The 23,810-nt window shown below is 66.0% G+C and carries 23 protein-coding genes and 3 tRNA genes; 8 read left to right on the top strand and 18 right to left on the bottom strand.

The genetic code is table 11. From position 1 onward, the window contains the following. Nucleotides 1–351: 351 nt before the first annotated feature. From ACFUTU_RS07985 to ACFUTU_RS07960, 6 genes are all read right to left on the bottom strand, one after another. The gene (locus ACFUTU_RS07985; protein ID WP_377962929.1) at nt 352–1,014 is read right to left on the bottom strand and encodes a DsbA family protein; all 663 of its coding nucleotides are present in this window, start codon (nt 1,012–1,014) and stop codon (nt 352–354) included. Nucleotides 1,015–1,086: 72 nt separating this feature from the next. After that, nucleotides 1,087–2,373, bottom strand: a complete 1,287-nt coding sequence (gene clpX / locus ACFUTU_RS07980; RefSeq protein WP_076802524.1) for an ATP-dependent Clp protease ATP-binding subunit ClpX — start codon at nt 2,371–2,373, stop codon at nt 1,087–1,089. 196 nt (nt 2,374–2,569) lie between these two features. Then, entirely contained in the window at nt 2,570–3,229 is a 660-nt protein-coding gene (locus ACFUTU_RS07975) for an ATP-dependent Clp protease proteolytic subunit (RefSeq protein WP_377952825.1), read from the bottom strand. 38 nt (nt 3,230–3,267) lie between these two features. Beyond that, nucleotides 3,268–3,882 carry an ATP-dependent Clp protease proteolytic subunit gene (locus ACFUTU_RS07970; RefSeq protein ID WP_377962955.1) on the bottom strand — a complete coding sequence of 205 codons (615 nt, stop codon included), beginning with the start codon at nt 3,880–3,882 and terminating at the stop codon, nt 3,268–3,270. Nucleotides 3,883–4,143: 261 nt separating this feature from the next. Further along, entirely contained in the window at nt 4,144–5,535 is a 1,392-nt protein-coding gene (gene tig, locus ACFUTU_RS07965; protein ID WP_377962927.1) for a trigger factor, read from the bottom strand. Nucleotides 5,536–5,614: 79 nt separating this feature from the next. Then, nucleotides 5,615–5,689, bottom strand: a tRNA-Pro gene (locus tag ACFUTU_RS07960). Between the two features lie 122 nt (nt 5,690–5,811). On the opposite strand from ACFUTU_RS07960, the gene ACFUTU_RS07955 reads away from it, so the two are divergent. Then, nucleotides 5,812–5,882, top strand: a tRNA-Gly gene (locus ACFUTU_RS07955). Nucleotides 5,883–5,955: 73 nt separating this feature from the next. Here the strand turns inward: ACFUTU_RS07955 and ACFUTU_RS07950 are convergent. From ACFUTU_RS07950 to ACFUTU_RS07935, 4 genes are all read right to left on the bottom strand, one after another. Further along, entirely contained in the window at nt 5,956–7,098 is a 1,143-nt protein-coding gene (locus ACFUTU_RS07950) for a winged helix DNA-binding domain-containing protein (protein WP_377962925.1), read from the bottom strand. A 37-nt stretch (nt 7,099–7,135) separates the two neighbouring features. Further along, nucleotides 7,136–8,038: an Fpg/Nei family DNA glycosylase gene (locus ACFUTU_RS07945; protein WP_377962923.1), complete on the bottom strand. Its 903-nt coding sequence runs from the start codon at nt 8,036–8,038 to the stop codon at nt 7,136–7,138. Next, complete coding sequence (locus tag ACFUTU_RS07940; RefSeq protein WP_076802514.1) at nt 8,038–8,532, bottom strand: ribose-5-phosphate isomerase; 495 nt, start codon at nt 8,530–8,532, stop codon at nt 8,038–8,040. The genes ACFUTU_RS07945 and ACFUTU_RS07940 overlap by 1 nt, the downstream gene beginning before the upstream one ends. A 123-nt stretch (nt 8,533–8,655) precedes the next feature. Beyond that, nucleotides 8,656–9,687: a hypothetical protein gene (locus ACFUTU_RS07935; protein ID WP_377962921.1), complete on the bottom strand. Its 1,032-nt coding sequence runs from the start codon at nt 9,685–9,687 to the stop codon at nt 8,656–8,658. A gap of 177 nt (nt 9,688–9,864) precedes the next feature. On the opposite strand from ACFUTU_RS07935, the gene pepN reads away from it, so the two are divergent. The 4 genes from pepN to ACFUTU_RS07915 all read left to right on the top strand — a co-directional run bounded on the left by pepN (nt 9,865) and on the right by ACFUTU_RS07915 (nt 14,138). Then, nucleotides 9,865–12,417, top strand: coding sequence for an aminopeptidase N (gene pepN, locus ACFUTU_RS07930; RefSeq protein ID WP_377962953.1), 2,553 nt, complete (start codon nt 9,865–9,867; stop codon nt 12,415–12,417). Further along, the gene (locus ACFUTU_RS07925) at nt 12,417–12,896 is read left to right on the top strand and encodes an OsmC family protein (RefSeq protein ID WP_377962919.1); all 480 of its coding nucleotides are present in this window, start codon (nt 12,417–12,419) and stop codon (nt 12,894–12,896) included. The genes pepN and ACFUTU_RS07925 overlap by 1 nt, the downstream gene beginning before the upstream one ends. 106 nt (nt 12,897–13,002) lie before the next feature. After that, complete coding sequence (locus ACFUTU_RS07920; RefSeq protein WP_377962917.1) at nt 13,003–13,665, top strand: mechanosensitive ion channel family protein; 663 nt, start codon at nt 13,003–13,005, stop codon at nt 13,663–13,665. Nucleotides 13,666–13,667: 2 nt separating this feature from the next. Beyond that, nucleotides 13,668–14,138: a globin gene (locus ACFUTU_RS07915; RefSeq protein WP_377962915.1), complete on the top strand. Its 471-nt coding sequence runs from the start codon at nt 13,668–13,670 to the stop codon at nt 14,136–14,138. Between the two features lie 19 nt (nt 14,139–14,157). Here ACFUTU_RS07915 and ACFUTU_RS07910 read toward each other — a convergent pair whose 3' ends face one another. After that, a complete protein-coding gene (locus ACFUTU_RS07910; protein WP_377962913.1) occupies nt 14,158–14,835 on the bottom strand; it encodes a hypothetical protein in 678 nt (225 codons plus the stop codon). Nucleotides 14,836–14,898: 63 nt separating this feature from the next. On the opposite strand from ACFUTU_RS07910, the gene ACFUTU_RS07905 reads away from it, so the two are divergent. Further along, entirely contained in the window at nt 14,899–15,870 is a 972-nt protein-coding gene (locus tag ACFUTU_RS07905) for an acyl-CoA thioesterase (RefSeq protein ID WP_377962911.1), read from the top strand. 95 nt (nt 15,871–15,965) lie between these two features. On the opposite strand, the gene ettA is transcribed toward ACFUTU_RS07905, so the two are convergent. The 3 genes from ettA to ACFUTU_RS07890 all read right to left on the bottom strand — a co-directional run bounded on the left by ettA (nt 15,966) and on the right by ACFUTU_RS07890 (nt 18,947). Beyond that, nucleotides 15,966–17,648 (bottom strand): energy-dependent translational throttle protein EttA, encoded by a 1,683-nt coding sequence (gene ettA, locus ACFUTU_RS07900; protein ID WP_377962909.1) that lies wholly within the window; start codon nt 17,646–17,648, stop codon nt 15,966–15,968. 78 nt (nt 17,649–17,726) lie between these two features. Next, nucleotides 17,727–18,332: a DUF6993 domain-containing protein gene (locus ACFUTU_RS07895; RefSeq protein WP_377962907.1), complete on the bottom strand. Its 606-nt coding sequence runs from the start codon at nt 18,330–18,332 to the stop codon at nt 17,727–17,729. A gap of 57 nt (nt 18,333–18,389) precedes the next feature. Next, nucleotides 18,390–18,947 carry a single-stranded DNA-binding protein gene (locus tag ACFUTU_RS07890; RefSeq protein ID WP_377962905.1) on the bottom strand — a complete coding sequence of 186 codons (558 nt, stop codon included), beginning with the start codon at nt 18,945–18,947 and terminating at the stop codon, nt 18,390–18,392. A gap of 208 nt (nt 18,948–19,155) precedes the next feature. Here ACFUTU_RS07890 and ACFUTU_RS07885 point away from each other — a divergent pair. Further along, nucleotides 19,156–19,228, top strand: a tRNA-Arg gene (locus tag ACFUTU_RS07885). 472 nt (nt 19,229–19,700) lie between these two features. Next, nucleotides 19,701–19,946: a lipopolysaccharide assembly LapA domain-containing protein gene (locus ACFUTU_RS07880; protein WP_377962903.1), complete on the top strand. Its 246-nt coding sequence runs from the start codon at nt 19,701–19,703 to the stop codon at nt 19,944–19,946. Between the two features lie 15 nt (nt 19,947–19,961). Here the strand turns inward: ACFUTU_RS07880 and ACFUTU_RS07875 are convergent, their stop codons facing one another. From ACFUTU_RS07875 to ACFUTU_RS07860, 4 genes are all read right to left on the bottom strand, one after another. Beyond that, nucleotides 19,962–20,393 (bottom strand): SRPBCC domain-containing protein, encoded by a 432-nt coding sequence (locus ACFUTU_RS07875; protein WP_377962901.1) that lies wholly within the window; start codon nt 20,391–20,393, stop codon nt 19,962–19,964. Nucleotides 20,394–20,454: 61 nt separating this feature from the next. Further along, nucleotides 20,455–21,294, bottom strand: a complete 840-nt coding sequence (locus tag ACFUTU_RS07870) for a sugar phosphate isomerase/epimerase family protein (RefSeq protein WP_377962899.1) — start codon at nt 21,292–21,294, stop codon at nt 20,455–20,457. Further along, nucleotides 21,291–22,505, bottom strand: coding sequence for a dihydrodipicolinate synthase family protein (locus ACFUTU_RS07865; protein WP_377962897.1), 1,215 nt, complete (start codon nt 22,503–22,505; stop codon nt 21,291–21,293). The genes ACFUTU_RS07870 and ACFUTU_RS07865 overlap by 4 nt, the downstream gene beginning before the upstream one ends. Next, entirely contained in the window at nt 22,505–23,674 is a 1,170-nt protein-coding gene (locus tag ACFUTU_RS07860) for a Gfo/Idh/MocA family protein (RefSeq protein WP_377962895.1), read from the bottom strand. The genes ACFUTU_RS07865 and ACFUTU_RS07860 overlap by 1 nt, the downstream gene beginning before the upstream one ends. Between the last annotated feature and the right edge of the window lie 136 nt (nt 23,675–23,810).

The following is a 23,810-nucleotide window of genomic DNA, read 5'->3' as shown; positions in this document are numbered from 1 at the left end:
CCGGGCGGCCCTGCTTTTGGGCAAAGGGGAAGCCCCATCAGCGTTTTGCCGTTGGTGGGGCTTCGACTTTTCGGCTGTCTGGTGACATCTTTGACAGTCTGGCAAGATCCTTGGAATTTCAGGTCTTCCTACCTTGTCACTGGTAGCCTGCTTCTAACTTTGCCGAAGGCTGCGTTGGAAGCATGTCACTGAATCTTTGGTTCTTGCGTCTCACTTCTTTCGAAGTGGGTAAGAACTATCTTTGTCCTCCGGCCGCGGATGCGCAAGAGCCCCGGCAGAACTACTCTGATGTAGTTCTGCCGGGGCTTTTTTCGGCCGACGGCGGCTCCCGCAGCTTCAGTCGAACGCAGCTCAGTCGAAGGCGGGGCTTTCGGTGCGGCTGCGCTTGATCTCGAAGAAGTGCGGGTAGGCCGCCAGCGTCACGGACGCGTCCCAGATCTTCCCGGCTTCCTCGCCCCGCGGGATTCGGGTAAGGACGGGGCCAAAGAAGGCAGTGCCGTTGAAGGCGACCACGGGGGTTCCAACGTCCTGGCCCACCAGGGAAATACCCTTTTCGTGGCTGGCGCGCAGCTGCTGGTCGTACTCGTCGGAGCCGGCGACGGCTGCCAGTTCGGCCGGGAGGCCGCACTCGGCCAGGGCCTTGCTGATGACGATCGAGAAGTCCTTCTCGCCACCGTCGTGGATCTGCGAACCCATCGAGTCATAGAGCGGCTTGACCACGTGGTCGCCGTGCTGTTCCTGGGCGGCGATGATGACGCGGACCGGGCCCCAGGCCTTGTCCATGGCCTCGCGGTACTTGGGATCGAGGTCGCGTCCTTCGTTCAGGACGGACAGGCTCATGACGTGCCAGTCGGTCTGAATGTCGCGGACATCTTCCACTTCACCGATCCAGCGCGATGTGATCCACGCGAACGGGCAGAGGGGGTCGAACCAGAAGTCGGCCTTGTTGGCGGCGTTCTCAGACACAGCAAATCTCCTCGGGAAGTCATCGGGGTGTGGCGTGCCACGTGGCATTACTCGCCCGGCACGCTTAAGGGACAGCGACGGACCCGCTGAATTTATTCCGGCCGGACCGGTTAATTGCTGCTAGGCGGACTTGTTCCGGCGCTTGGCCACGACATCGTGCGTGATCATGGTGGGCTGGGCCTTCTTCGCCACCACGTCCGCGGTGATCACCACGCTGGCGATATCGTCCCTGCTGGGGAGATCGAACATCACCGGCAGCAGGACTTCCTCCATGATCGCGCGCAGTCCGCGGGCTCCGGTTCCCCGCTCCAGCGCCTGGTCGGCAATCATGTCCAGCGCGGCGTCGTCGAACACCAATTCCACACCGTCCAGCTGGAACATCTTCTGGTACTGCTTGACCAAGGCGTTCTTCGGCGTGGACAGGATCTGGATCAGGGCCGGACGGTCAAGGTTGGAGACCGTGGTGATGACGGGCAGGCGGCCGATGAACTCCGGAATCAGGCCAAATTTCAGCAGGTCTTCGGGCATCACTTCGCCGTAGGAGTCGGTGTTCTTGACCTCGTTCAGCGGCGCGCCAAAGCCGATGCCCTTGCGTCCCGAGCGGGAGCCGATGATGTCCTCCAGGCCGGCGAAAGCTCCGGCAACGATGAAGAGGACATTGGTGGTGTCGATCTGGATGAATTCCTGGTGCGGGTGCTTGCGGCCGCCCTGCGGGGGAACCGAGGCAACCGTTCCTTCGAGGATCTTCAGCAGGGCCTGCTGCACACCCTCGCCTGAAACATCGCGGGTGATCGACGGGTTTTCGCTCTTGCGCGAGATTTTGTCGATCTCGTCGATGTAGATGATGCCCTGCTCGGCCTTCTTGACGTCGTAGTCGGCTGCCTGGATCAGCTTGAGCAGGATGTTCTCCACGTCCTCGCCCACGTAGCCGGCCTCGGTCAGGGCGGTGGCGTCGGCGACGGCAAAGGGCACGTTCAGCCGTCGGGCCAGGGTCTGCGCGAGGTAGGTCTTGCCGCAGCCCGTGGGGCCAATGAGGAGAATGTTGGACTTGGCGATCTCCACGTCGTCATGATGGACTCCGTCGGCCAGGGTGCCGCTCTTGGGGGAATGCCCGGCCTGGATCCGCTTGTAGTGGTTGTAAACCGCGACGGCCAGGGAACGTTTTGCCGGTTCCTGGCCGATGACGTATTCCTGCAGGAAGTCAAAGATTTCGCGGGGCTTGGGCAGTTCGAAGCTGCCCAGATCGGCGACTTCCGCGAGTTCTTCCTCAATGATCTCGTTGCAGAGCTCAATGCACTCGTCGCAGATGTAGACGCCGGGCCCGGCAATGAGCTTGCGCACCTGCTTCTGGCTCTTGCCGCAGAAAGAGCACTTGAGCAGATCCGCGCTCTCGCCAATCCGAGCCATATGTGAACCCCTTAGTATCTTGCCGCAAGGGCAGCTTTGCACCGGTTGCTTCCCAGCCACTGCCGGAAACCGGCAATGACTACATCCACTCTAGGTCACATTCGCCCCGAGGAGTGGAAACCGGACGCCGGTGCGGTTCAAAAATCTCAACCGCACCGGCGTCCGCTACTGCTGTTTGCCCGGCATGTGCCCGTAATTACCGGGCGAGTGCCTGCGGCTTGATCTTGCGGGAATCAAGGACCTGGTCAATCAGGCCGTAGTCCTGCGCCTCGGCGGCGGTGAGGATCTTGTCCCGTTCGATGTCGTTGTTGACCTGTTCCGGCGTCCGGCCGGAGTGCTTGGCCAGGGTCTCCTCCAGCCAGGTCCGCATGCGCATGACTTCGGCGGCCTGGATCTCCAGGTCGGACGCCTGCCCGCCCTGGCCGCCGGACAGGGCCGGCTGGTGGATCAGGACGCGGGCGTTGGGCAGGGCGAGCCGCTTGCCGGGCGTTCCCGCCGCGAGCAGGACGGCGGCGGCACTTGCCGCCTGGCCCAGGCACACGGTCTGGATCTCAGGGCGGATGTACTGCATGGTGTCGTAGATCGCGGTCATGGCGGTGAACGAGCCGCCTGGCGAGTTGATGTAGATGGTGATGTCGCGGTCCGGGTCCGTGGACTCCAGCACCAGCAGCTGCGCCATGATGTCGTCGGCGGAGGCGTCGTCCACCTGGACACCGAGGAAGATGATGCGGTCCTCGAACAGCTTGGTGTAGGGGTCCTGGCGCTTGAAGCCGTACGGCGTCCGCTCCTCGAACTGCGGCAGAACGTAGCGGCTTGTCGGCAGGTTACCGGCAGACGATCCGAAATTGTAGTTCATGTTCATTGCTCCTGGATTCAGTTCTGTCTTGATGCCGGTTAGCTCTGGCCGTTGGATGATGCGTTCTGGGTTCCGCCGCCGCCGGCGACAGACCCTGCGTGGGCCGAGATCTTGTCGAAGAAGCCGTATTCCAGCGCTTCGGAGGCGGTGAACCACTTGTCGCGGTCGTTGTCCTTGAGGATGGTTTCCACAGTCTGGCCGGTCTGCTCAGCCGTCAGTTCAGCCATGACCTTCTTCATGTGCAGGATCAGTTCGGCCTGGATCTTGATGTCCGATGCCGTTCCGCCGATGCCGCCCGAGGGCTGGTGCATCAGGATGCGTGCGTTCGGGGTGGCGTACCGCTTGCCCTTGGTTCCGGAGGACAGCAGGAACTGCCCCATGGAGGCTGCGAGGCCGGTGGCCACGGTGACGACGTCATTGGGGATGAACTGCATGGTGTCGTAGATGGCCATGCCGGCGGTCACCGAGCCGCCGGGTGAGTTGATGTAGAGGTAGATGTCCTTGTTGGGGTCCTCGGCGGAAAGCAGCAGCAGCTGTGAGCAGATTGCGTTCGCGTTTTCGTCCCGGACCTCGGAGCCAAGCCAAATGATGCGCTCTTTCAGCAGGCGGTTGTAGATGTAGTTGTCCTGGGCTGCAGGATCGACGGTTGCCATGCGGGGGGCCGCTGCTTGCTGTGACATTTGTACTTACCTCTCGCTGGTGACGGTGACGTTACTCTTCGACATCACTGAACTTCACTACTTGGACACTAACCGCTTTCACAGTGGTTTTGTTCGCCGGAATCGCACTGTTCGCTGACGGCGCACGATTGCCCGCGGGAGGTGCTCACCGGCGGTTAACGCACCAGCCCCCGGGATCCGAAGACCCGGGGGCTGGCACCACTGCTGCACGCAGCTGTTAGAGCTTCACAGCTGTTAGAACTTCACGGCCGCGGGATCGTCGTTCGCGGCGGTCTCGCCGGCTGCCTCTTCAGCTTCGGCTGCTTCTTCGGCTTCAACGGCCGGAGCTTCTTCGCCGCCGGGGCGGACGAAGTCGCTGAGGTCAACCTTGTTGCCCTCGGTGTCGGTGACCTCGGCCTGGCCCAGGACGACGGCCAGCGCCTTCCGGCGGCGGACCTCGGAAACCATCATGGGAACCTGGCCGCTCTGGTCGATGATCTGCGCGAACTGGTTCGGGTCCATGCCGTACTGGCCGGCGGTGGTGACGATGTAGTCGATCAGCTCGTTCTGGCTGACGCCCACTTCTTCCTTCTCGGCGATGGCGTCGAGGATGATCTCGTTCTGGAAGGCGCGCTCGGTGTTGGCCTTGACCTCGGCGCGGTGTTCCTCGGTGTCGTGCTCGCCTTCGCCGTGGGAGTTCTCAGCCTTGAAGTGCTGCTCGAGCTGCTCTTCGACGATGGATTCCGGAACGGGAACCTCAACGAGTTCAACGAGCTTGTCCAGGACCTTGTCGCGGGCCTCGACGCCCTGCTCCACGACCTTGGAGTCGGCGGCCTGCTTGGCCAGGTCCTCGCGCAGTTCGGCGAGGGTGTCGAACTCGGAGGCCAGCTGGGCGAAGTCGTCGTTCGCCTCAGGCAGCTCGCGCTCCTTGACGGACTTGACGACAACCTTGACCTGCGCGGCTTCGCCTGCGTGGTCGCCGCCCACGAGGGTGGTGTCGAAGATCGCGTCCTCGTCGGCGCTGAGGCCGGTCACGGCCTCGTCCATGCCCTCGAGCATGGTGCCGGCACCGACCTGGTAGGACAGCCCGGTTGCGGAGTCCACTTCGGCGCCGTCGATGCTTGCCGTGATGTCGATGCTCAGGAAGTCGCCGTCGGCGGCCGGGCGGTCAACGGTCTTCAGCGTGCCGAAGCGGCCGCGCAGCTCGTCGAGGGCCTTGTCGACGTCGGCGTCGGAGGACTCGGCGGCGGCAACCTCAACCTTGATGCCGGAGTAGTCAGGCAGCTCGATTTCCGGGCGGACGTCAACCTCGGCCTGGAACTTCAGCTCACCCTCGGTGGCGGAAGGGTCCGGAACCTCGGTGATCTCAACCTCGGGACGGCTGAGGGGACGGATGCCGGATTCCTGGACAGCAGCCTGGTACCAGCCGTTGAGGCCTTCGTTGATGGCGGTCTCGAGGACGTAGCCGCGGCCGACGCGCTGGTCGATCAGCTTGGCGGGAACCTTGCCCTTACGGAAGCCAGGGACCTGGATCTGCGAAGCAACAGTCTTGTATGCCTCGTCGATGCTGGGCTTCAATTCCTCAAAGGGGACCTCAACATTGAGCTTGACCCGCGTGGGGGTGAGGTTCTCGACAGCGCTCTTCACGGTCTAAGTACTCCTGGTTTTGTTGGATGGGCTCTGCAAACGCGTTGTTGTGACCAGGCCTGGGGCCCGGGCCGCAGAGTCGGGGTGACAGGATTTGAACCTGCGACTTCCTGCTCCCAAAGCAGGCGCTCTAGCCAAGCTGAGCTACACCCCGTAATGCACAGGACAGTCTACGGTCATACCTGCCGGGTTTGCACATTTGACACTGGGGGCATGAATTAGGTTTAGTTATATCCGGCTTGGACAGCCACCGAAGAAAAGCCCAAGGCTTTCCTTGGGGACGTAGCTTAATGGTAAAGCCTCAGTCTTCCAAACTGATTACGCGGGTTCGATTCCCGTCGTCCCCTCCGCAGAAAGAGGCCCCTCGACGAGGGGCCTCTTTCACGTTAAGCCCCTCCCGTGAACAGCGGCTGTTCAGGGCTAGGCGTGTCCCCCAATGCCCACTTCGCCGAGGACCAGGCGGGCTTCGGCCTGCAGAAACTGTCCGATCCGTTCCGCCTGCCGGGCCAGCTGTTCCAGCTGGGTTGTACCGGCCGGCTGGAACAGCTCGGCGGTGATCTCCAGTTTCTTTCCGGCGCGGCGGTGATGCCAGAGTCCGCGGACGACGCCGTCGACAAGTATGACGGGATAGTTACCTGCCTGCCCCCGGGACAGGGCGCGGGTACTTGCCACACCCGGGAACAGATGTTCCCTGGGCTGGCCGGCCACAACATAGGAGTCGAAGTAGGGCAGCAGCCTGACCCCCGCTGGTTCAGCAGAGATGTCCCCCGCGTCATGCCGCAGCACCCAGGCGGGCACCCCTGCCACCGTTACTTCAGCCAGGTCTCCCCGGTGGTGGTCGAAGAGCCTGGCTGCCCACACGTTCGGAACCGCCAGCCACCGCGCGAAGTGGGCTGGCGTAGCGGGGCCGTACGCCCGCAGGTAGGTCCGGACAAGCCAGCCAAGAGCCGGCGCGGCCTCAGCGGGCCGGAACCCGGGAAGCAGCTGCCGGGGGCCGCGGTACGTCGCTGCCCGCCCCCTGCCGGCGCCAAAGCAGAGCGCCCCGCGGAAGCCCGCTGTCCCCATCGCCGCCCGCCACCGCGGCCACATCGTCTGGAAGGCGGGCATCACGGGGACGGCAGCCCATGCTCCGGTTCTGGCGACGATGGCGTCGTTGAGTTCGTCGACGGTCAGCTCGTCCTGCCGCAGTGCGTCTGCAATGGCGTCCACGATCTGATCCGTCTGGCCGGGGGTCAGGAATTGTCCCAGCGAGGTGTGGGAGGGAATGGCTGCCAGCGCCCCGGTCCAGAGGGACAGATCGGCAGCCGGCAGCAGATGCACGGTGCCCCGGGGCCCAAAGGTCCTGACCAGGGTTGCGTCTTCCCACAGCGCTTTGCGTACGTCGATCCGGGATATGCCGTCGCCGCGCATTCCCACAGAAAGCTCGGCGGCCGGCATCACCTGGGCATGTGCGCCGCACATGGCCCGCACGATGTCAGCCGGAGAAGCATCCGGAGATGGAGCCGCAAGCCACTGGCGCTCGAGGCGCCTGGCGCACACCTGCGCCCACGAATACTCGCGCACCGGCCCGCCAGTTGTCGCCGCCCCCACGAGGGTCAGCTCACTCCGGCTGCTGGCAGGACGGGCACCAATACAGCTTGCGGGCAGCGTGTTCGGCCAGGGCAACAGTGGTGCCGCAGATCCGGCATGGCTGGCCATGCCGGCGGTAGACAAAGTGTGCCTCGTCCCCCGGCGGAAGCTGGTCGCTCCGGGTCCAGAAACCGGCGGTGGTGGTAATGATCCGACCGTCGCGGACGCCGTCGGACATCACCGCGGCCATGTCGTCCCAGAGGAGGCCGGCGGCCTCCTCCGGGAGCGCGCGGCCGGGAAGCAGGGGGTCGATCCGGCCGCGGAACAGCACCTCGGCCCGGTAGACATTCCCGACGCCGGCAATCACCTTCTGGTCCATCAGCAGCGTGGCCACGGGTGTCCGCTTCGTCAGGATGCGCCGGATGAAGTCATCCCTGCTCCCGGCGGTGTTGTGGAGCGGATCGGGACCCAGCCTGTCCAGTACGGCGGCGGCCTCGTCCTCGGTGATGGCCGCACACGTCGTGGCGCCGCGCAGGTCGGCCCAGCCGTGGCTGCTCGCCAGCCGCACGCGCACCGCGCCCACCGGCGCCGGCGGACCGGCGTACCCGGCGGCGGCAGGATCACCGGAGTCACCGGCCACTTCCCGCTCCCCCACCCGGCGGGGCGCGCCAATGGTGGAGGCCCCCCGGAACTGGCTGTCCCCGCCGAAATCCCAGGCCCCGTACAGGCCGAGGTGGACGTGGAGCACCAGCCCGTGCTCAAAGTGCAGGAACAGGTGCTTGCCGTGCGCGGACGCGCGCAGCATGCAGTGCCCGTCCAGCAGGCCGGCGCCGGCGGCAAAGCGGCCCTGCGGGCTGCTGACAGCCAGCCGCTCGCCGGCGAACACGTCGCCGAACTGGCGGGCCAGCCGGTGGATCGAGTGGCCTTCGGGCACTATTCGACGATCTCGCCGGTGGTTTCGTAGGTGGCGATCTTGCCGATGCGCCGCACGTGCCGCTCATCGTTGCTGAAGGGCTCCTGCAGGAAGGCCTCGATCAGCGCGGTGGCTTCCTCGACGCTGTGCTGGCGCCCGCCAACGGCCACGACATTGGCATCGTTGTGCTCGCGGGCCAGCGTGGCGGTGGCGTGGTTCCAGGCGAGGGCGGCGCGGACACCCTTGACCTTGTTGGCCGCGATCTGCTCGCCGTTTCCGGACCCGCCCAGCACGATGCCCAGGGCGTGGACCCCGGCCTCCTGGTCCGCCACCACCGCGAGCGCCGCGTTGATGCAGAAGGAGGGGTAGTCATCCAGTGCGTCGTATTCCTTGGGGCCGTGATCGACCACCTCGTAGCCGTTCGCCGTCAGGTGCTTGACCAGGTGGGCGCTGAGCTCCATGCCGGCGTGGTCGGTGGCGATGTGGACCCGCGGAAAGGCAGGGTTTGTGGTCACGGTAGCTTCCGTTCAGTCATGAGCACCGGGGCGCGGCCGGGCTGGTACAGGTCAGATCAACAGATCCAAGAGTACTCGGTGTGCTTCCGGCGGCGCGGCGGGGCCCGCGCCGTTACGCGGCAATTACGTCTCCGCCCCGCCCTCCGCTGGCGGACGGTTTTCCGGCGGACGGGTGTCACGGTGCGCCCTCGCCGCCACCCGGGTCAGGACTTCCGCGAGAAGGGCAGCGGAAGCCGGGTTTCCGCCGCTAACGGCGAGCCGGTGGCCGTCGGTTTTCCGGACGACGACGGCGGGGCCGCTGCTGACGAGGACCGCTGCGGTTCCGTCGTGGTGCCGGTAGCCCCAGCCGCCGTAGTCCGCGGCGCGCACGTCAGCAGGTTGGGCGGCGGAGATGGCGGCTGCGGGGACATCAACCACGCGCAGGATGCCGGCCAGGAAAACCCGCAGGCCGCTGCGGTCCGCGGTGACCCGGGCGAACAGGAACGCTGCGCCCACCAGGGCAACCGCCACCAGCAGGACGCCCAGCCACGGCACCGCGATGGCGATCAGTGAGGCCGGAAACAGGCTGGCGATGGCGATCATCACGAAGACGGAGCTGCGTGCATGCACCCAGAACCGCACGGAATCCCCGGCCAGCTCGGGGTCGAGTTCCTGCTCCAGAGCCCGCTGCAGGGCGCGGTCGTCCTCCGGTGTCCACTGGTGGTCTGCCTTGAAGACAAATCCGATGATGACGCCCAGCGACAGCGCGGCGCCGCTGCCCATGGCCAGCACGATCACGTCCACACTGGATTCCCTGGCATCGGCCACCCCGGCCTGGCCCACCAGTGCTGCCGCCAGCACGGTGGTGACAAAGAGGCTCACCGTCAGCCCTGCGCCCATCATGATCCGGCGCATGATTGTGGGCCGGGAAAGCGGCACGGCCTGCAGCAGGACCAGCCAGCCGATAACAACGATCAGCGCGGACCCGCCACCCACAAAGGCGGGGAACGGCGCGAAGGCGGTGCCGCCGTCGTTGTTCCACATGACCGCCAGGGGTTCCGGCAGGTCCGGCCGCAACAGCACGGCACTGACGGCGAATCCCGCGGCGAGCAAGACTGGGAAGCCGATCGCGAACCGCAGCGCCTTAGTGTCCACAGCATCGAGGATCTTTCCCATGCCTTAACGCTACCCCTGCGCCTGCCGGCTGGTGAGGGGTACGGGACCGGAGTGCGCCGGCAGGAACGTGAGCTGCGCAACTTGCCAAGGGGCGCCGGAATGAAACAATGGCTTCACAGTGATGCGGGCCGGGCCAGTCCGGCCACCACAACCTCTGGAGGCACAACCTTGCCAGGCATGAACCTGACGCGCGCCGAAGCACGCGAGCGCGCCGCCCTGATCTCCGTCGACTCCTACGATGTCAGCCTGGACCTGACCAGGGGCGAGACCGTCTTCGGATCCACCACCACCGTCAGGTTCACGGCGGCGCCGGGATCGTCGTCGTTCATCGACGCCGTGACGGACGCCGTCCACAGCGTGACGCTGAACGGCCGGGAACTGGACCCCGCCGAGGTCTCCGACGGCATCCGGATCCAGCTGCCGGACCTTGCGGCGGACAACGAGCTGACGGTGGTGGCGGACGCCCCCTACATGAACACCGGCGAAGGCCTGCACCGCTTCGTGGACCCGGTGGACGGGGAGGTGTACCTGTACACGCAGTTCGAGGTGCCGGACTCACGCCGGATGTTCGCCGTCTTTGAACAGCCCGACCTCAAGGCCACCTTCCGGTTCCGCGTCACCGCGCCCTCGCACTGGGACGTCGTCTCCAACTCCCCCACCCCGGAGCCCGTGCCGGCTTCCCCGGAGAACGGCGGCGGCGCCCGCTCAGTGTGGGACTTCGCCCCGACGCCCCGCCTGTCCTCGTACGTCACCGCGCTGATCGCCGGACCGTACCAGTCGGTGCGCAGCGATGTCACCAGTTCGGACGGCCGCGTCGTGCCGCTGGGCGTCTTCGCGCGGAAGTCCCTCATGCAGTACCTGGACGCGGACAACATCTTTGAGCTCACACGGCAGGGGTTCGAGTTCTTCGAGGCCCAGTTCGGCTGCCCGTACCCGTTTGAGAAGTACGACCAGCTGTTTGTTCCCGAGTTCAACGCCGGCGCCATGGAAAACGCCGGCGCGGTCACCATCCTTGAGGGCTACGTCTTCCGCGGCAAGGTCCCGGAGGCACAGGTGGAACGCCGTGCCATCACCGTGCTCCACGAACTGGCCCACATGTGGTTCGGCGACCTCGTGACCATGCGCTGGTGGAACGACCTCTGGCTCAACGAGTCCTTCGCCGAATACATGTCACACCTGGCCGCCGTGGAGAACACGAAGTTCCAGAGCGCCTGGACCACCTTCGCCTCTGTGGAGAAGTCGTGGGCCTACCGCCAGGACCAGCTGCCCACCACCCACCCGATCTTCGCCGAGATCAACGACCTGCATGACGTGGAGGTGAACTTCGACGGCATCACCTATGCCAAGGGCGCCTCCGTGCTGCGGCAGCTGGTGGCCTGGGTGGGGCCGGAAAAGTTCATGGCCGGCGTGCGCGAGTACTTCGCCAAGCATTCCTGGAAGAACACCGAGCTCGGTGACCTGATGGTGGAACTGGAGAAGGCCAGCGGGCGGGACCTGGACCAGTGGGGCCGCCTGTGGCTGGAAACGGCCGGGGTGAACTCGCTCAAGCCCGAACTCTCGGTGGATGCGGACGGGACCATCACATCCTTCGCCGTCCTGCAGTCCGCCGTGGCCGAGCAGCCCACCATCCGGCCGCACCGGCTCGCAGTTGGGTTCTACGACCTCACCGGCGAGGGCACGCTGGAGCGCGTTCACCGGGAGGAACTGGACGTCGACGGCGAACGCGCCGAGGTCCCGGCACTGGCCGGGCTCAAGCGGCCCGACCTGATCCTGCTTAACGACGACGACCTCGCGTACGCCAAGGTTCGCCTCGACGAGCGGTCCCTGGCCACCGCCACGGCGCACCTGAAGGATTTCCGCGAGAGCCTGCCGCGGACCCTGGTTTGGGGCTCGGCGTGGGATGCTGCACGGGACGGCGAGAGCCCCGCGCGCGGCTATGTGGAGCTGATCCTGGCCAACATCGCCTCCGAGACCGACTCCTCGGTGATCCTGGTGCAGCTGCGGCAGTTGGCCACCACGCTCACGTTCTACGTTGCCGAGGAGCACCGCGAAGCCACCACTGTGGCCGCCGTCGACCGCCTCTGGGAACTTGCCTCGGACGTGCCCGGCGGATCGGACGCGCAGCTGCAGTTCATCAAGTCCTTTGCCCTGCTGGCCCGCAGCGGGGACCAGCTGGACCGGATTGCCGGGCTGCTGGACGGCTCGGCCACCCTCGCCGGACTGACCGTGGACCAGGACCTCCGCTGGGAACTGGTAGCCGCCCTCGTGGCAGGCGGCCGGCTGGGCCAGGAGGACATCGACCAGGAACTGGAACGGGACAACACGTCCAGCGGCCAGAACGCCGCCGCCCTGGCCAAGGCGGCCATCCCCACGCCGGAGGCAAAGGCCGAGGCGTGGGAGTCGATCGTGGTCAAGGGCGATCTTTCCAACGCCATCCAGGCCTCGGCCGTCACCGGCTTCACCCGCGTGCTGGACACGGCCCTGCTGGAGCCATACGCGGAAAAGTACTTCGAGGCTGTGCCCGGGATCGTCGCCGAGCGGACATTCGCCCTGGCCCAGCAGATTGTCCTCGGACTGTACCCGGCGCAGCTGACGAGGCAGGCCACCGTGGACCGGACCGACGAATTCCTCGCGTCGCTGCCCGAAGAGAGCGCCGCCCTGCGCCGGATGATGCTGGAAAACCGCGACGGCGTTGCGCGGGCCCTGCGCGCCCGCGCCGCGGACCGCTGATGGCGCTCGACGAGCACCGCTATTCGCTGGCGGTCCGCTGGACCGGCAACCTCGGAAGCGGCACGTCGTCCTACCGGGACTACTCCCGGGACCACGACATCGAGATTCCCGGTTTGCCGGTCCTGCAGGGCTCGGCCGATCCCACCTTCCACGGCGACCGCTCCCGGTACAACCCGGAGCAGCTGCTGCTGGCCGCGCTGGCCCAGTGCCACATGCTCTCCTTCCTGCACGTCGCGGTGAGGCATGGCGTGGTGGTTCTCTCCTACGAGGACAACGCCACCGGCATGATGCGGCTGAACCGGGACGGCAGCGGCCAGTTCGAAACCGTGACGCTGCACCCGCAGGTGACGGTGGCGGATCCCGCGCACATTGTGCTGGCCGGGCAGATGCACCACGAGGCGAACAAGGTGTGTTTCATAGCCCGCAGCGTAAATTTCCCTGTGCTGCACGTTCCCGTTACCACAGCCGGAAGTCCATAACCAGCGGCAGACCCCGCTAGGCTTAAAAGCGACCAAGGAGCGGCCGGCCTCCCGCCACGCGAGGAGACCGGCCGCCGCCGGACAGCAGCTAGGAGCCTTCCTGCAGATGTACAGCATGTTCACAACGCCTTCGGCCTCACTGGAACCCACCGGCCTCGACCTCGCCGGTGTGGCCATCAGCCTCGGTGCAGGCATCGTCCTGTGGGTGGCCGCGAGTTTCCTGATCGCCAGGATCACCAAACGCGTGGCGAACGGCACGTCGCTGTTCAAGAAGCCCCACTTCCGCTGGGTGGCCCCGGCGCTGCGCGCCCTGGACCACGAGCGGCGCGTACAGCGGGCCAACACCATCGGTTCGCTCCTGAAGAGCGGCATCGGAGTGATCATTGCCGTCATCACCAGCATCTACATCCTGAAGAACCTCGACGTCGACGTGGCGCCGCTGCTGACCAGCGTGGGAATCCTCGGTATCGCCATCGGTTTCGGTGCCCAGCAGCTGATCAGGGACTTCCTGGCCGGCATCTTCATTACCATCGAGGACCAGTACGGCATCGGCGATGTCATTGAGACCAGCGAGGTGGTGGGCGTCGTGGAGTCGATCGGCCTGCGGATTACCCGTGTCCGCGACGAGAACGGCGCCATCTGGTACCTCCGCAACGGCGAGATCCTCCGCGTGGGCAACCGCTCGCAGGGCAACTACGTGGCGCCGGCGGAACCTGACGAACCGGCTGCCGAAGCCGAACACGCACCCCAGCAGAAGGCCGGAGAATAGCCATGACCATGCCATCCCTTCCCACCCCGCCGGAGCCCGGCGCCCGCAAGCCGCTGATGCGCAACGACCCGTTCAGCCAGCCGGGCTACACGGACAACTTCTATGACGCGGTGGGTGGCCACGAGACATTCGTGAAGCTCATCGATGTCTTTTACGACGGCGTGGCCACCGATCCGCTGCTGCGCCCCATGTATCCGGAAGAGGATCTGGGACCGGCCAAGCGGCGGTTCCTGATGTTCCTGGAGCAGTACTGGGGCGGCCCCACCACCTACGGGGAGGAGCGCGGACACCCCCGGCTGCGGATGCGCCACATGCCGTTCCGGGTAACGCCCGAGGCCAAGGACCGCTGGCTGCACCACATGCGGACAGCCGTCGATTCACTGGACCTGCCGCCGCTATACGAGGGCACGCTGTGGGATTACATGGAACGGGCTGCCCTCTCGATGGTGAACAGCCCGGCCGGCGCCAACTAAAGGGTGCCGGCGCCGGCTACTACAGCAGGCCGGCGCCGGTGCGGGCCAGCACGTGCCCGCGGCTGCCGCTGAGCCGGAACCAGCGCCCGGCACGGTAGAGCTGCTGTTCGTTGCCGGCCGCCTCGTCCCCGCCGAGGAAACCCAGGGCAAGGGCGGCGAAAGCTGCTCCGGCCGGCATCCCGTGCCGGCCCTCCAGTTCGCGCCCCCAGACCGCGGCGCGGGCATTGTTCACGATCGCGGCGCCCGGCTTGTCCGGAACGATCCCTGCCACTTCGGCGATGCCCGCTTCGGCGGCCTGCCGCAGTTCGGCGTCGGGGACGGTATCGACCAGTTCCCAGCCGCTGCGCGGGGCACCCACCCCGGCCCAGGATTCGGTGACGGTCGACGGCGGGACCGGCAGTTCGGCGTCGTTCTCCCCCGCCCGGGCCAGCCGGTCAAGGACGGAGGCGAGCGGAACCGTGACGTCCACGGCGGACGGTTCCGCCAGTCCCATGGTGCGCAGGCCCAGGATGGTGGGCGTTGCCTCGCCCAGGATCCTCGGCCGGAGGATGCAGACGTAGGCGGCCAGCACCGTGCCTGCTGCCTGCAGGCGGATGGCACCGTCGTCGATGGCTTTGGCGCGGGTGACGAACGTCCTGAGATCGGCAAGGTCGCGGGGGTCGGCAAAGCGGAAAGACTGGGTAAGGAGATCAGACACGTTAAGAACACTACCGGCTGGGGCCCGGTTGAGCGGTCCCGGGGCGCCGTCTAGAGTCAAACCATGACTGAAGCGGACGCCGGATTGCAGGCCTTGCCCACGAACGACCCCACAACTTCCCTCCTGGACCTGCTGGACCTCGGCGAGCTGGAAGGCGCCCGCACCGACGAGGACATCTTCATGGGTCCGTCACAGCGCCAGCCGCACCAGCGGGTTTTCGGCGGCCAGGTCCTGGCACAGTCCCTGATCGCGGGAATGCGGACCGTGGACGAGGAGCGCACGGTCCACTCCATGCACGGTTACTTCCTGCGGCCCGGCGACGCGAACAAGCCGATTACCTTTGGTGTCCAGCGCTTGCGGGACGGCCGCTCGTTCTCCGCGCGGCGCGTGCATGCCTATCAGGACGGCACGCCCATCCTGTCCATGATCGCCTCGTTCCAGGCAGGCGACGACGGGATCGAACACCAGTCCCAGATGCCGGCCGGCATCCCCGACCCGGAGACGCTGCCGAGCACCGCTGACCTGCTGGGCAAGTTTGACCATCCCGTGGCACGGCACTGGGCGTACGAGCGGCCCTTCGATATCCGCCATGTGGACCCCGCCCTGTACGTGGCGGCCACCGGGAAGAAGGAAGCTCGCAACGCCGTGTGGATGAAGACGTTCAGCCCCATGCCGGACAACGACAACACGCACCGTGCCGCCCTGGCCTACGCCAGTGACTACACGCTACTCGAATCGATTCTCCGCAAGCATGGGCTGAGCTGGATCACACCGGGCATGAGCGTGGCCAGCCTCGACCACGCCATGTGGTGGCACCGTCCCGTACGCGTGGACGAGTGGCTCCTGTATGTGCAGGAGTCGCCCAGCGCCCAGGGGGCACGCGGCCTGGCGACCGGCAAGATCTTCAACCGGGAGGGCCTGCACGTGGCATCCGTGGCCCAGGAGGGCATGGTCCGGGTCCCGACCGACATCAAGAGCAAGGTTGCCGGCGCGGTGCAGTCAAAGCTCCTGCAGCACCAGATGCGCAAGGCCTGACGGATCGTTGGCATGCGAAAGGCCGGCCCCGGACTGACCAGTTGAACTGATCGGCCCGGGGCCGGCCTTTCGCGTTTAGTTTTGCCGCTGCCTGACTAGTCGCGGGTCAGCTTGCGGTGCGTAACGCGGTGCGGCTTGGCCGCGTCGGGGCCGAGGCGCTGCACCTTGTTCTCCTCGTAGGATTCGAAGTTGCCCTCGAACCAGTACCACTTCGACGGGTTCTCGTCGTCGCCCTCGTAGGCGAGGATGTGGGTGGCCACCCGGTCCAGGAACCAGCGGTCGTGCGAGACCACGACGGCGCAGCCGGGGAACTCCAGCAACGCGTTTTCCAGGCTGCTGAGGGTTTCAACGTCGAGGTCGTTGGTGGGTTCGTCGAGCAGCAGCAGGTTGCCGCCCTGCTTGAGGGTCAGCGCCAGGTTCAGGCGGTTGCGCTCACCGCCGGAGAGCACGCCGGCCTTCTTCTGCTGGTCCGGGCCCTTGAAGCCGAAGGCGGCGACGTAGGCGCGGGAGGGCATTTCAACGTTCCCCACCTGGATGTGGTCGAGGCCGTCGGACACGACCTCCCAGAGGGTCTTGTTGGGGTCGATGCCGCCGCGGCTCTGGTCCGCGTAGGAGATTTTGACCGAGTCGCCGATCTTCAGTTCGCCGCCGTCGAGGGGTTCGAGGCCGACGATGGTCTTGAAGAGCGTGGACTTGCCAACACCGTTCGGGCCGATGACGCCGACGATGCCGTTGCGCGGCAGGGAGAAGGACAGTCCGTCGATCAGGGTGCGGTCGTCGAAGCCCTTTTGCAGGTTCTTGGCCTCGAGGACCAGTCCGCCCAGGCGCGGTCCCGGCGGGATCTGGATCTCTTCGAAGTCCAGCTTCCGGGTGCGGTCCGCCTCGGCTGCCATTTCCTCGTAGCGGGCCAGACGTGCCTTCGACTTGGTCTGCCGGCCCTTGGCGTTGGAGCGGACCCATTCGAGTTCCTCGGCGAGCCGCTTGGCCTGCTTGGCGTCCTTCTTGCCCTGGATTTCCAGGCGGGCGCGCTTCTTCTCCAGGTAGGTGGAGTAGTTGCCCTCGTAGGGGTACAGGTGGCCGCGGTCGACTTCGGCGATCCATTCCGCGACGTGGTCCAGGAAGTACCGGTCGTGGGTGACGGCGAGGACGGCACCTTCGTAGGTGGAGAGGTGCTGTTCCAGCCACAGGACGCTCTCGGCGTCAAGGTGGTTGGTGGGCTCGTCCAGGAGCAGGAGGTCCGGCTTCTGGAGGAGGAGCTTGCAGAGCGCCACGCGGCGGCGTTCACCACCGGAGAGCAGGGTGACATCCGCGTCGGCCGGCGGGCAGCGGAGGGCGTCCATCGCCTGCTCGAGCTGGGAGTCCAGGTCCCAGGCGTCGGCGGAGTCGATGGCCTCCTGCAGGTGGCCCATCTCTTCGAGGAGTGCGTCGTAGTCCGCGTCCGGGCTGGCCATCTCTTCGGAGATTTCGTTGAAGCGCTGGATCTTGCCGTAGATCTCGCCCACGCCTTCCTGGACGTTGCCCAGGACGGTCTTCTCCTCGTTCAGGGGCGGCTCCTGCAGCAGGATGCCCACGGTGTAGCCGGGGCTCAGCCGGGCTTCGCCGTTGGAGGGGGTGTCCAGGCCGGCCATGATTTTCAGGATGGTGGACTTACCGGCACCGTTGGGGCCAACAACACCGATCTTGGCGCCCGGGAAGAAGGACATGCTTACGTCGTCGAGAATAAGTTTTTCGCCAACAGCCTTTCGGGCCTTGGTCATTGTGTAGATAAATTCCGCCATGGTTCCAAATCTAGTGGGTTGGCGGGCATAACTCACATTCGCGTCAGGCCCGACATTCGCATCAGGCCTCATACTGCATCAGGCGGGCGCGCCTACGAAGCACCTGCCGTTCGACAGGGCCGGCAGCACGGTCACCGTCACCTTTCCTTCCCGGATCTGGCCGACCACGCAGTCCTTCCCCTGCACTGCCGCCGCCTCCATGGAATCCACCTCGAGTCCGGTGGGTGTCCGTCCCGCCGACACCTCAAGGTTCTTTGCCGGGATGCCTGCCGCGGTGAGCGCGGAGGTGATGTCCGCCTGGGCCGGCTTCGCACTGGCTTTGACGACGTTCCCGAGGACGTCGGCCATGGTTCGCTCCAGGGCGGCTGTCGCGCCGGAGGACGCGGCGGCACCGGAGGCAGGGCTGTTACCGGCCTGCGCAGTGGGGCCGGAGGCACCTGCAGATGGCCGTTCCGACGCCCCCGTAGCAGCAGTTTCAGCAGTTGCTGCCGGGCCGCCTGCCGGCTGGTTCACCGTCGCCTGATCCCCCGTTGCCGTGCAGGCTGCGAGCGCCGGCAGCAACACAGCCGGCAGCAACACAACTGCCACGGCAAACCGGCCGGCAACCCGGCTGGCGTTCCTCCGGGCAGCAGTGGCATTGCCGCGGTGTGCCGTGTTCCGCTGAAGTGTCGTCGCTCGAATCACGCTGCCATTCTGCCATGCGGCACCGCCAGGGGGTGCGGTGCCGCACGCCGTGGGCGGTCAGGCAGCGGCTCCGGTGAGCTCCCCCGTTTCGGGATCGAGCTGCAGTTCATCGCCCGCGTCATCGACGAAAATGCCGTCCTCTGCCGCATCCCCCTCCCGTTCGTCCACCTCCCGGTCTTCGTCGGGCCCGTCGTCGCCCGGACCCGAGGAAAGGCTTCCGTCGGTCGCGGGACCAAGTCCATCGGCGGACTGCGTGTTCCACGAATTGCGGAGGAAGTTGGCGGTGCCCCACCTGAGGTCGTGACCCACGGCGTCGGCGTTGACCTCGGCGTCATAGTGGATGCGGCCGTCCTTCTCCCAGGTACGCATTTTCAGCCTGCCGACGACGATGACTTTCTGGCCCTTCTTGATGCTGCAGCCCATGTTCCCGGCCAGCTGGCGGTATCCCTGGACAGTAAACCAGCTCATGTTGGTTTCCACCCAGGCATTGGCAGCCTTGTCGAACCGCCGTTCCGGGCAACCGAGCCGGAATGAGGCGGTGGGAATGCCGCCGGGGGTTGTGGAACTCTTGATATCCGTGGCCACGAAGCCCCGGAGCGTAATAGTGTCGGTCATCTTGGTGTCCTGTCTCGAAGTGTCATGCCCTAGCAGGCAGTTCAAGCATCAACCGGCAGCAGCCTGGCAGGGAGGGCCGGGATTCCGTATGTGGAAAACCGGAGGGCCGGGACCTCCGAAGCCGGGAGAAACAGCCGGGTGGTTGACGCTGGCAGCACGCAAGTCAATGTAGACTTTTTAGGCGCCAGCAATGTGCGGGCCAGTCATTGCCCCAGTAGCTCAGGGGATAGAGCAGCGGCCTTCTAATCCGCCGGTCGGGGGTTCGATTCCCTCCTGGGGCGCGTTTGTGATGAAGCAGCAAACACCCCGGTCTTTGGACCGGGGTGTTTTTCTTTGCCTGCTGGTTCCTTGTCCGGCTGCAACTGCAAAGCATGCTTACTATTTGTGGGGATCTGTGCCTATGATCGGACTGGCGCCGGCGAAACACAGTGCCGGTAAACCTGGACCAACCGTCGAGGAAGGAAGACCCGGATGCAGCACAGCCAGTCGGGCGGATACCCCACCGATCCGGAGACGCCACGCCCTGCGGCCTCCCCAGCAGACCAGCCAAACGCCGAAGCTCCCCGCGACCAGGTTCAACCGGGTCAGGTTCAACCGGGTCAGGTTCAACCGGGTCAGATTCAACCGGGTCCGGCTTCGGGAACGTCTGCGGCAGGCCGCCATCCCGGCACCGCCGCCATTCCGGGCTACGACGGAACGACGTCACCTCAGCCGGGCGGGGCCGAACCTGAGCGTCGCGTGACGCGAGCCGGGATGATTTGGGCCGCGGTGGCCTCCGCCCTGGTGGTGCTGGTGCTGCTGATCGTCTTTATCCTGCAGAACCAGGAACTCGTCCAGGTGAAGTTCTTCGGCCTCGAAGGAGCGGTGTCCCTCGGGGTGTCGCTCTTCATCGCAGCGGTCGGCGGCGGAGTCCTGGTGGCCATGGCGGGCGCAGCACGCATCATCCAGCTGCGTGCCGCAGCCCACCGCCACAGGGTGCTGGCCGGCCGAAAGCGGTAAACCCGAAAGGACCGGTCAGCCCTCCAGGTACTCCTTGAGGTTGCCGAGCACCATGCCCCAGAGCTTCTCCGACTCCGCCGCCTCGTCATCGCTTTTGTTGTTGCCCTGGACGATGCTGACGCGGGTGCCTTCACCTACCGGCTCCAGCCCGTATTCCACGGTGTGGTAGTTCTCCGGCACGTCAGGCAGCCCGGACAGGGGGCTGTAGTGGGTGATGCGCAGGAGCTCGTTGGGGCGGGCTTCCAGCACGGTCCCCTTGTCCCGGTACGGCTTGCCCTGCCACTCCCCCTCAAACGTCACCGGCTCTCCCGGCTGCCACGTTGATGTGACGTGGGTTCCCAGGAAGTATTCCTTGACGTCCGCCGGATCCGTCAGTGCCTGCCACACGCGGCCCGGTCCCGCCCCGACCACAACGCTTGCCTGCGCATCCCTGAATTGGTTGTTCATGGCGTCCCTCCTTGGCGTCACCCTACCGGCGGAAGGCGGCGGCGGGTAAGAGGCACTGCGTTCAGGCGAAGGGAAGAACCAGTTCCGCGTAGCGGTCCTTCATCGTCGCCAGCACCTCGTCGCCGTCGGTGTCCCAGATCTCCTGGTTGAAGATTTCCACCTCAATGTCGCCGGTGTAGCCGGCGTCCCGCACCCAGGTTCCGATCGTGGCGAAGTCGATCACGCCGTCGCCCATCATTCCGCGCGAGAGCAGCGCGTCCGCCGCGATCGGAAGGTTGAAGTCACACACCTGGTAGGAGGCGATGCGGTTCTCCCTGCCCGCGCGCTCTATCTGGGCTTTCAGCTCCGGATCCCACCAGACATGGAAGGTGTCGACGGCGACCCCCACCGCCCTGGCGTCATACGGGGCGGCAAGGTCCAGCGCCTGCCCCAGCGTGGAGATGAGGGCCCGGTCGGCGGCATACATCGGGTGCAGGGGTTCCAGCACCAGGCGGACACCATGCTCGACGGCGAACGGAACGAGATCCTCGAGCCGGTCGGCCACGCGCTGGCGGGCGGCCACGACGTCCTTCTCCCCCGGCGCCAGGCCCCCGACCACGAGGAAGAGTTCCTGCGTGTCGAGCGCGACGGCCTCGAGGACCGCTGCCCGGTTGTCCGCCAGGGCTGCTGCCTGGCCGCCGGTGTCCGGAGCCGTGAGGAACCCGCCGCGGCACAGCGAGGAAACCCGCAGCCCGGCGTCCTTGATCAGCTTCGCGGCCTTGTCCAGTCCGGCCTCGGCGACGATGTCGCGCCAGGGCCCGATGGCGGGGATGCCGGCCCGGACGCACCCGTCCACGGCCTCGGCGAGCGTCCATTTCTTGGTGGTGGCACTGTTGAGGGAAAGCCGTGAGAAGTCGGTCATACTCCCACCCCGTTGATGCGCAGGAAATCGGACATCCGGAACGCAGCAAGCGCAGGGTCCTTCAGCAGCCCGGCATCGTCGGCCAGTTCGAAGGTCTTGGCGAGGTGCACGACGGAGCGTCCCGAGTGCAGTCCGCCGACCATCTGGAAGCCGGGCTGCTTGCCGTTGAGCCAGGAAAGGAAGGCGATCCCGGTCTTGTAGTAGAACGTGGGGGCGCTGAAGATGTGCTTGCCCAGTTCCCGGGTGGAGTCCAGGATGGCGCGCGCCTTGGCTGCGTTTCCGGCGTCGTAGCTCTGCAGCGCCGCTGACGCCGCGGGGTAGATGGCGGCGAAGATGCCGAGCAGGGCGTCGGAGTGGAGGGTGCCGTCACCGTCGATCAGTTCCGGGTAGTTGAAGTCGTCGCCGGTGTAGAGGCGGACACCTTCGGGGAGTGCGGCACGGAGGGCAATCTCGTGCGATGCGTCCAGGAGGGAGACCTTGACGCCGTCCACCTTGTCCGCGTTGTCCCGGACGAGCGAGAGGAAGGTTTCCGTGGCCGTGGCGACGTCATCCGAACCCCAGTAACCGGCCAGTGCCGGATCGAACATGGTGCCGAGCCAGTGCAGGATGACCGGCTGCTCGGCTTCCTGCAGCAGCGTGGAGTAGACCTTCAGGTAGTCCTCGGCGCTTGCCGCCACCCGGGCCAGCGCCCGGGATGCCATGAGGATCACCTTGGGCCCCGCTTCACTGACGACGGCGACCTGCTCGCGGTAGGCGGCCAGGACAGCCTGCAGCCCGGCTTCGCCGGACGGCAGGGCAGCGAGGTCCAGCTGGTCGGTGCCGGCGCCGCAGGAGACGAGGTCCCGGACCGTCATGCCCGCCGTCGCCGTTCCCCCGGTGGTGACCACCGAGGCCGCCTCCGCCCCGGTGCGCTTGATCAGCTGCTGCGTGGCGGCCCAGTCCAGGCCCATGCCGCGCTGGGCGGTGTCCATCGCATCAGCGACACCGAGCCCGTAGGACCACAGCTCGTGCCGGTAGGCCAGGGTGGCATCCCAGTCAAGGCGGGCCGGGGCACCCGGGGTGTTGTCGGCGGTGACTTCGGGGATGACATGGGCGGCCGCGTACGCCCGGCGCGACGTCAGCGGTGCAGCCGGCTTGGCCCAGGTGGTGGCGGCGCGAAGACGGTATTCCCGGGTTCCGCCGTCGGTGGTGGGAAGGATCAGTGATGTCATTAGAGGGTGATCTCCGGGATGTCGATGGTGCGGCGTTCATCGCTGGACTGCAGGCCGAGCTCGGCGAGCTGTACGCCGCGGGCGGCGGAGAGCAGACCAAAGCGGTGCTCGCGGCCGGCAACGACGTCCCGCAGGAACTCTTCCCACTGCAGCTTGAAGCCGTTGTCCAGCTCTGCGTTGGCCGGCACTTCCTGCCACTGGCTGCGGAAGGAATCGGTGACCGGGAGGTCCGGGTTCCAGACCGGTTTTGGCGTGTGGGCACGCTGCTGGGCGACGCACTTGTTAAGGCCCGCGACGGCGGACCCGTGCGTGCCGTCCACCTGGAACTCGACCAGCTCGTCGCGGTAAACCCGGACGGCCCACGAGGAGTTGATCTGGCCGATGACATCGTCCCCGCCGGGGGTAACGAGTTCGAAGATGCCGTACGAGGCGTCATCCGCCGTAGCGTTGTACTCCTTGCCGGACTCGTCCCAGCGGGTGGGGATGTGGGTGGCGGTCTTGGCGTTGACGCTCCTGACCTTGCCGATGATGCCTTCCAGAACGTAGTTCCAGTGGCAGAACATGTCCGTGGTCATTCCGCCGCCGTCCTCCTTGCGGTAGTTCCACGACGGCCGCTGGGCCGCCTGCACGTCACCTTCGAAGACCCAGTAGCCGAATTCACCGCGAATGGACAGGATCCGGCCGAAGAACCCCTCATCCACGAGGCGGCGCAGCTTGACCAGACCGGGCAGGTAAAGCTTGTCGTGCACGACGCCCGCGGTCACCCCCGCTTCCTTGCCGATGCGGGCCAGCTCAATGGCCTCCTCAAGGGTTTCGGCCGTCGGCTTTTCGGTGAAAATGTGTTTCCCGGCCTTCATCGCCTTCTTCAGGGTCGCGGCCCGCAGGCTGGTCATGGAAGCGTCGAAGACCACGTCGACAGTGGGATCGCTGATGACGGCGTCCAGGTCCGTGGTCCATTCCGAAACCTTGTGCAGCTCCGCAAGCTCACGGATTTTCGCTTCGTTGCGGCCGACGAGGATCGGCTCGACCTGGACCTTGGTGCCGTCCTCCAGGGTGAAGCCTCCGGCATCACGGATGGGAAGAATCGAGCGCAGCAGGTGCTGGCGGTATCCCATCCGGCCGGTGATGCCGTTCATGGCAATGCGGATCGTCTTTGTTTCGAAGTCCATGAGTCCTCATTCATCGTTCTTGGAAGTCGGCTGGGAAAGCGCATTCCCACCGCTCCCATACTGCAGAAGGATTGCCCATCTGGCAAGCGCTTTCCACAAATTCTTCCGACTGCGATAATGTGGGCACCAACCGAGT

This window comes from Arthrobacter sp. NPDC057388, assembly GCF_042668165.1.
In the GTDB taxonomy this organism is placed as follows: domain Bacteria; phylum Actinomycetota; class Actinomycetes; order Actinomycetales; family Micrococcaceae; genus Arthrobacter.
The sequence above is the reverse complement of the archived record's forward strand: the minus strand, read 5'-3'. Positions and strand labels throughout refer to the sequence as shown.

What these genes read in the sequence shown, in the direction of transcription:
- ACFUTU_RS07985 (WP_377962929.1), bottom strand. Translation starts at nt 1,014, where the DNA reads ATGCCACGTGGCACGCCACACCCCGATGACTTCCCGAGGAGATTTGCT.
- clpX (WP_076802524.1), bottom strand. Translation starts at nt 2,373, where the DNA reads ATGGCTCGGATTGGCGAGAGCGCGGATCTGCTCAAGTGCTCTTTCTGC.
- ACFUTU_RS07975 (WP_377952825.1), bottom strand. Translation starts at nt 3,229, where the DNA reads ATGAACTACAATTTCGGATCGTCTGCCGGTAACCTGCCGACAAGCCGC.
- ACFUTU_RS07970 (WP_377962955.1), bottom strand. Translation starts at nt 3,882, where the DNA reads ATGGCAACCGTCGATCCTGCAGCCCAGGACAACTACATCTACAACCGC.
- ACFUTU_RS07935 (WP_377962921.1), bottom strand. Translation starts at nt 9,687, where the DNA reads ATGGGAAAGATCCTCGATGCTGTGGACACTAAGGCGCTGCGGTTCGCG.
- pepN (WP_377962953.1), top strand. Translation starts at nt 9,865, where the DNA reads ATGAACCTGACGCGCGCCGAAGCACGCGAGCGCGCCGCCCTGATCTCC.
- ACFUTU_RS07925 (WP_377962919.1), top strand. Translation starts at nt 12,417, where the DNA reads ATGGCGCTCGACGAGCACCGCTATTCGCTGGCGGTCCGCTGGACCGGC.
- ACFUTU_RS07920 (WP_377962917.1), top strand. Translation starts at nt 13,003, where the DNA reads ATGTACAGCATGTTCACAACGCCTTCGGCCTCACTGGAACCCACCGGC.
- ACFUTU_RS07915 (WP_377962915.1), top strand. Translation starts at nt 13,668, where the DNA reads ATGACCATGCCATCCCTTCCCACCCCGCCGGAGCCCGGCGCCCGCAAG.
- ACFUTU_RS07905 (WP_377962911.1), top strand. Translation starts at nt 14,899, where the DNA reads ATGACTGAAGCGGACGCCGGATTGCAGGCCTTGCCCACGAACGACCCC.
- ettA (WP_377962909.1), bottom strand. Translation starts at nt 17,648, where the DNA reads ATGGCGGAATTTATCTACACAATGACCAAGGCCCGAAAGGCTGTTGGC.
- ACFUTU_RS07890 (WP_377962905.1), bottom strand. Translation starts at nt 18,947, where the DNA reads ATGACCGACACTATTACGCTCCGGGGCTTCGTGGCCACGGATATCAAG.
- ACFUTU_RS07880 (WP_377962903.1), top strand. Translation starts at nt 19,701, where the DNA reads ATGATTTGGGCCGCGGTGGCCTCCGCCCTGGTGGTGCTGGTGCTGCTG.
- ACFUTU_RS07875 (WP_377962901.1), bottom strand. Translation starts at nt 20,393, where the DNA reads ATGAACAACCAATTCAGGGATGCGCAGGCAAGCGTTGTGGTCGGGGCG.
- ACFUTU_RS07870 (WP_377962899.1), bottom strand. Translation starts at nt 21,294, where the DNA reads ATGACCGACTTCTCACGGCTTTCCCTCAACAGTGCCACCACCAAGAAA.
- ACFUTU_RS07865 (WP_377962897.1), bottom strand. Translation starts at nt 22,505, where the DNA reads ATGACATCACTGATCCTTCCCACCACCGACGGCGGAACCCGGGAATAC.
- ACFUTU_RS07860 (WP_377962895.1), bottom strand. Translation starts at nt 23,674, where the DNA reads ATGGACTTCGAAACAAAGACGATCCGCATTGCCATGAACGGCATCACC.